The following is a 6,519-nucleotide window of genomic DNA, read 5'->3' on the forward strand; positions in this document are numbered from 1 at the left end:
CCGTCGCGGGCCGGTCCGCGGAGGCGACCATCGCCGGGATGGAAGGCCGCATCTCCAGGCTGGGCCTCGCGTCGCAGGTGCAGTTAGGCGTTCAGCAGCAGCTGGTGAACCAGATGTACAGGTTCGGGCCGGCGGGCGCGATAGCCGCGAACAGCCTCGGCCTCGTCGGCGGCGGCATGGCAGCCGTATCCGCCGGCACCATCGCCGCCACCGCCGGCATCGTCGCCGTCGCCGGCGCAGCCTTCACCCTCACCCGCAGGGGCATCCCGCAGGTGCAGGAGTTCCAACGCTCCCTCCGCGTCATGGTCGCCGGCGGTGAGGACCTCGACGCCGCGGGCTTGGATGAGACCCTCAGGCGCATCCAGGAGCAGGCCGGCGCCGCCGGGCGGCAGTTCAGCAGGAGCCAGATCGCCACCGCCATGAGCGAACTCGTGAAGGCCGGGCTGGATGCGCGCAGCGCGATGGACCTCCTCGTGCCCGGCATGCGGTTGGCGGCGGTGACGGGTGAGGACCTGAACACCACCACCTCGCGGCTCCTCGCGAACCTGCGGCAGTTCCGGCTCGGCACCACGGAAGCCGCGAGGGTCGCGGACGTGCTCGCCGTCGCGGACCTGAACGCGGCTGAGACCGCCGCTGAACTGTCCGAGGGCCTGCGCATCGTGGGTCCCGTCGCGCAGGCGGCGGGCGTCGCGCTTGAGGACGTGACAGGCATCCTCGTCGAGTTGAACAACGCCGGGTTGCCTGCGGCGGACATGGCCGCCACGGCGCTGCGCAGCACGCTCGCGCAGCTCCTGGCGCCATCCGGCGCGGCGCAGGCGGCGCTCGACCGGTTGGGCGTGAAGCTGAGGGACGTGAACGGTGAGGCGCGTCCCCTCCTGGACGTGCTGCGGGACCTCCGCGCCGCGATGGAGGAGAGCGGTGAGGCGGCGCAGGCGGCGGCGGAGATATTCGACACCAGGGCCATCACCGCCATCCTCAACTACAGCGAGAAGAGCGACGCGCTTGCCGCGAGCCTGAGGAACGCGAACGGCGCCGCGAAGGAGTACGCGGACACGTTCCTGGATAACAACCTCATCGCCGCGCAGAACGAATTGAACGCCGCCCTCGACGACCTCGCCGCGACGTTCACCACGGCGTTCGCTGATGACATCGCTAAGGTCGCCAACGCCATCAGTAACGTCGTCCGGTACTTGGATGAGCTCGCGAACGCGCCGAGCATCGACCTGGCCGTCAAGATAGCCATCCGGCCGATCATCGAAGGCATCGAGGAGGAGGGCCTCGCCAGGTTCCTCCTCGACTGGCTCCTTGACAGTATGCCGTTGATGCCGCCGCAGGCGAAGGAGGCGGCGCGGCGGGCTTTCGAGGAGTTGTTCGTCCCGAAGCCCCTCATGTCGGGCGGTCGGAGGACGGCCGGCACGGCCATCCCCGGCCCCGTGGGTCCCGTGATCAACTTCGGCGGCGACAACTCCATCTTCGGCCCGCCCCTCCCAGGCGAGGAGGAGGGCCTCGTGGCGGTGGGTGCCTCCTTGGATGACCTCATCGCGAAAGCCCGCCAGTTGAAGGCGGCGCTGGAGGCCGCGCGGGACCCGCGCGCGTGGATAGCCGCGAACCAAGCCGTCGAAGCGTTCCGCGCCTCCAGCGACGACGCCGCCATCGCGTGGGAGGCGGTGAACGCCACGACGCGCGAGGTCAGCGCGACGAAGCCGCCCCGCACATGGCAGGACGTGTTCACGGACCTCGCTGAATCCGGCAAGCTCGCCGAGCAGCGCGCGCTCGCGTTCGGGAACACCACCGAGGCGCAACTGGAATCCGTGCAGACCCGCGCGCGGCTCGTGGAAGCCGCCATCAAGGAACTCACGGAATCGTTCGGTTTCACGTTCGCATCCGACGAGGTGCAGTTCCTCATCGCCCGCCTCGAAGCGCTCGGGGTGGAGGAGGAACGCCTCAAGCGCCTCATCAGCCAGCCCGCCACGCGGCAGGATGTCATCGCCGGCCTGACGGCACCCGGAACCGTTCACGACGCGCTCGCCGCGCCTGGGGGTGTGCGCGTCGACCCGGACGCGGAGAAGGCCCGCCTGCAACAACTGGCGGACGCCGACGCCAGGGTCAAAGGCGAGTTGTCAAGGTCCGAGCAGGAGTACGTCCGGCAGTCCCTACGTAACCTCGGCCTCCTCGAGGCCAGCACCGTCGAGTACGTCGGGATCGCCGACCGCGCCGCCGGCGCGAACACCAAGGTCGCGCGCGCCCTCGTCGACATGGCGCCCGCAACGCAACGCGCCGCGCTGGAGCAGCAGAAGCTCCTCCCCGCACTCAGGGAACAAGAGGCGGCCCTGGTGACGCTCCTGGGCGTGTACCAGGTCGGGTCCGACAAGTGGCTGGAGGCCGCCGCGACCCTCGCGCAGGTGCGCGGGGAGATCGACGAGCTCACCGACCGCAGCGACGCCCTCCAAGCGAACCTCCGGGCGTTGGCGCAGGCGCGCGCGGACGCGTTCAACGCCCGCGCGGGCGTGCGCGCCCTGCGGCGGGACGCGAACGACATCATCGAGCAGGCCGTCAGGGACTTCACCCTCACCGGCAGCACCACCGGCATACCCGCCCTGAAGGACCTCGAGCAGCAGATCGTCGACGCCCTGAACGAGGCGGGGGATGACCCGTCCGCCGCGCCGCTCGCGGGACTATTGACGAAGGTCAGGGCGGTGCTGTCCATCATGGAAGCCGACGCGGAGGACACCGCGAACCGCATCGCCCGCACCCTCACCAGCAACGCCGGCCTGCAGGCGGCGCAGAACGCGCGGGTGGAGCAGCGCGAGTTCGCGCGCCGCATAGCCGAAGCCGTCGAGGAAGGCTCCGTGGACACCCTCAAGAGCGTCGAGGCGGACCTCGTGAGGCGCCTGCAGGAGTTGGGTGACGACCCAAGCGCCGCGCCCCTCCTCGGGCTGCTGGTGCGCGTGAGGCGGGAGATAAGCGACGCGGCGGTTCGCGCTGAACGGTTGGACGTCGCGAAAGGCAAGGTGGTGGAGTTCACGCGCGCGCAGGTCGCGCTCGGGCAAGCCACCAGGCAAGACGTCATCGCAGCCCTCCGCGACCAGATAACCACCATCGAGGAACTGCTGCCGACCGTGGAGGACGGCAGTCAGGAGCAACTCGACCTCGCCGCCGCCCTCGTCGAAGCCAGGACGGAGCTTGGCGAGATGACCGGCGCGACGGACCGCGGCCGCGTCGTCTTCAACGACTTCACCGCCGCCAGCATCGTCGCGGCGGACGGCATGCGAGGCGTCGCGAGCGGCGCGCGGGACTTGCGGGAACAGAGCGAATCCGCCGCGGAGACCGTCGACCTCCTCAGAGCGAGGCTGCAGCACGCCATCCTCGTCTACGGCGCGAACAGCGAGGAGGTCGCCCGCCTCAGCCGCGAACTGAACGAGCTCCAGCTTCGCCTCGCGCTCGAGGACCTGCGCGCCAACGGCTTCGCGGGCCTGTCGGAAGCCTCCAAGGCCGTCCTGCGCCTCAACGGCGTCATGCTCCTGGGTGAGGGAACCACCCGAGATTTCGCCACCGCCCTGCGTGACCTGGCGGGCGCGACGGGTAACGAGATCGCCGCGGGCATCGCTGACATCATCGACGGCATTCAACAGATAGCCACCGCCGCCGGCGACGCGAGCGACATCGTCGCCGGGTTGACGCTCGCGTTCAACGGCGCCACGCGCATCGGTAAAGCCGCGCAGTCGGGTGACACGTTCGGGGCGGTGAGCGGCTTCATCAGCGCCGCCGCGGAGGGCATCGGGCAGCTCAAAGACATCCCCGGACTCGGCGCGCTAGCCACCGCCGCCCTGGGTTTCGGGCAGCTCATCATCCAAGGCATCAGTGACGCCTTCACCGGCGACAGTCCCGCAGCGCGCGCCATCAGGGACAACCTCACGCCCGCCGTGGCGTCCGCGTTCGCGAACGGCATCATGGCCGCCCTCAAAGGCCAGGAGGACTGGCGGGAAGCGTTGAAGGGCAACGTCAAGGAGGCGTTCCTCGGCGCGTTGATACAGGCGTTCGTGCAAGGCGCCATCGTCGAGGCGATCCTCGCGCCGCTGATCCTGCAGTTCTCCAAGCTCATCGGCCAGAAGCGGTACGAGGAAGCCAAGCAGTTCCTCGCCGCGGAACTGCCCGCCGCCGTCGAGGAAGCCCTGCAAGCCGTTGACATCTTCGTCGGCAGCATCCCCTCCGGCCTGTTGCCCGGCTCGGGTGACGCGCGGGAACGCGGCGGTGACGGCCGGAGCGAGTTGACGCCGAGCATCCACAGCCTGCCGGTCGCGTCCGTGGTCGCGGCGCCGTCGTGGGTTCCCGAGCTCGGCGCGAACATCACGCGGTTCGGGACCGCCACGGAGACGTTCGACTCGGCCGTCACGCGCCTCGTGGAGAACCTCGTGGAGGCCGGCGTCACCGTGAACGTCAACCAGACGCGCTTCAACGGCAGCGCGGCCGCCGCGCGCGCCGCATAGGAGGGGGTTGTGGCTAACGTCGTCGTGGACCCCGGCAGCTTGTCGTTCGAGGAGGTGAGCATCCTCGACGCGGACGGGGTGACGCTCGAGTCGTTCCCGTTGATCGCGCCCGGCAGGGCCGCCGCGAAACTGAACGTTCGCGGCGCGCAGGCTCACGAGTCGGATGAGCAGACGGCGTTCGGTGACGGGCGGGAGTTGGTCGGGGAGGCCGCCCTGGACGTGCTCATCACCCCCACCAGCACGAAGACCGCGCATCAGCGGCTCGCGGACCTCCTCACCGCCCTGAAATCCGCCGCTGCGCTCGCGTACGACGGGGTGACGAGGGAGATCGCCGCGTCCACCGGCGTGACCGCGTGGCAACCCGTCGGCTTGAACGACATCCGCGCGACCATCGGGTACATCCCCACCACCCTGTACGCCGAGGATGACAACGGCGACAAGCAGATAGGGCCCATCTAGCGTGGCTTGGGAACTCAAGGTGTACACGCCGATGGGGTCGCTGGTGAAGACCGTCACGAACGAGACGAGCCCGAACCCCATAGACGGCAGCGTCAAGGTGGTGGTGGATGCGGGCGGGAGGGTGAACCAGATGGAGCTCACCGCCCGCCAGGACCTCCTGCAAGCCGCGCCTAGGAGCATCCTCCGGTACGCGGAGGACGGCCACGCTATCGGCGCGGCGTTGGTCGTCACGTGCCCACCCACCACCAGCGTCGGGGCGGGACCCGCGGAGGATGACGCGGACGCGCTGCAAGGCATCAAATGCGTCGGCCTCGAGCAGCTCCTGAGGGAGAGCATCGTCGGGCCGCGCCTGTTGAACCGCCAGTCGCTGTTCGCGCTTGGTAGTCGGGACGTCGCGGTGATCGCGTACGACCTGTGCGGCCTCTACGCCCATCCCGCGCTCGTCGTGAGCGAGGAGAACTTCCCCGGTACGGGGTACGACCTCAGCATCTTCTACAAGCCCGAAGCGACGTTACTGGACGTGCTGGAGGAGCTCGCGTCCACCGTGCCGGGCGGCGTGAACATCTGGGTGGACGCCGACCTGGCGTTGCACTTCGAGGTGAACGAGGAGGCGTCCTAGCGTGGCCACCATCGCCTACAGCGACGTGTTGGAGTGGCACCCGCTACCCATCGACTCTCAGGATGTCGTGACGAAGGTGCGGTTGCTCATCGCGGGTAATCGGGCGGGCGCGGAGCCCGTCGAGCAACGCACCAGCATCGTCAACGAGGGCACGTTCGATATCGTTCCCGAGCCGGTCGTGTACGAGTACGAGGCGCCCGAGCACGCGACGTACGGCGCGGTGAAGTCCTTCGCGTTGCCGGAAGGCGTGAACCCGTTCCTCGAACAGACGGACGACGTCATCCCCGAGCCGGAAGCGGTGAACATCAGCAACCCCGGCAGCCCGTCAGCCGTGCGGGACGGCGACCCGGACACGTACGCCGAAGGCACCGGCGCGGGGCAGATGATCCTCAGGTACATGCTCGGCGACACGAGCATCGCTCACCTCTGCGCCGGGTTCCGCCTCAGGTACGGCCTGACGGGCACGTACTCCACCGCCATCGGGCGGCAGGTGCTGATGCAGCACTGGCATTACACGCCCCCGCCGGACGGTCAACAGAGGATCCTCGCGCACCGGCGGTACGAGATGCAGTTGACGAACGAGATCGACGAGCCGACCGAGATGTACGCCATCAGCACGTGGGATGCGCGCGGCGCCGTGGAGAACAGGTCGGAGGACCTGGTGAAAGCCGCGGTGATCTGGGCGGAGGCGAACCCGACCAGCGCCGGCGGCGCGTGGCGGGTGTACGAGTTCTACCCGCTCTTCCTGAACGAGGAGTTGTTGGAGGGCATCGCCAAGGCGCAGATTCGCCTCCCGGCCGCCACGCCACGCCGGGTCGTCGTGAACGGCATCCTCGACCCGACAGACCGGGAGCACACGATCACGGGTTGGCCGGGAGGTGACTTCACCGGCGCGGTCGCCAGGTTGACGTATGAGGACGGCGCGACGGTGGTGGATTTCGAGGAGCCCGGCGC

4 protein-coding genes are annotated in these 6,519 nt (G+C 69.2%); all 4 read left to right on the forward strand.

The window, feature by feature from the left end; translation table 11 throughout:
• Positions 1-38 precede the first annotated feature (38 nt).
• Positions 39-4,487 (forward strand): phage tail tape measure protein, encoded by a 4,449-nt coding sequence (locus VF202_02155; GenBank protein ID HEX7038895.1) that lies wholly within the window; start codon positions 39-41, stop codon positions 4,485-4,487.
• Between the two features lie 9 nt (positions 4,488-4,496).
• Positions 4,497-4,946, forward strand: coding sequence for a hypothetical protein (locus tag VF202_02160; protein ID HEX7038896.1), 450 nt, complete (start codon positions 4,497-4,499; stop codon positions 4,944-4,946).
• A gap of 1 nt (position 4,947) precedes the next feature.
• On the forward strand, positions 4,948-5,565 hold the full coding sequence (locus VF202_02165; GenBank protein ID HEX7038897.1) for a hypothetical protein: 618 nt from the start codon (positions 4,948-4,950) through the stop codon (positions 5,563-5,565).
• A 1-nt stretch (position 5,566) separates the two neighbouring features.
• Positions 5,567-6,519, forward strand: a 953-nt coding sequence (locus VF202_02170) for a hypothetical protein (protein HEX7038898.1), incomplete at its 3' end; no start/stop codon positions are given.

The sequence above is a fragment of the Trueperaceae bacterium genome (genome assembly GCA_036381035.1).
Lineage (GTDB): Bacteria > Deinococcota > Deinococci > Deinococcales > Trueperaceae > DASRWD01.

Coding starts and splice junctions, on each gene's coding strand:
- VF202_02155 (HEX7038895.1), top strand. CDS start 39: ATGGAAGGCCGCATCTCCAGGCTGGGCCTCGCGTCGCAGGTGCAGTTA.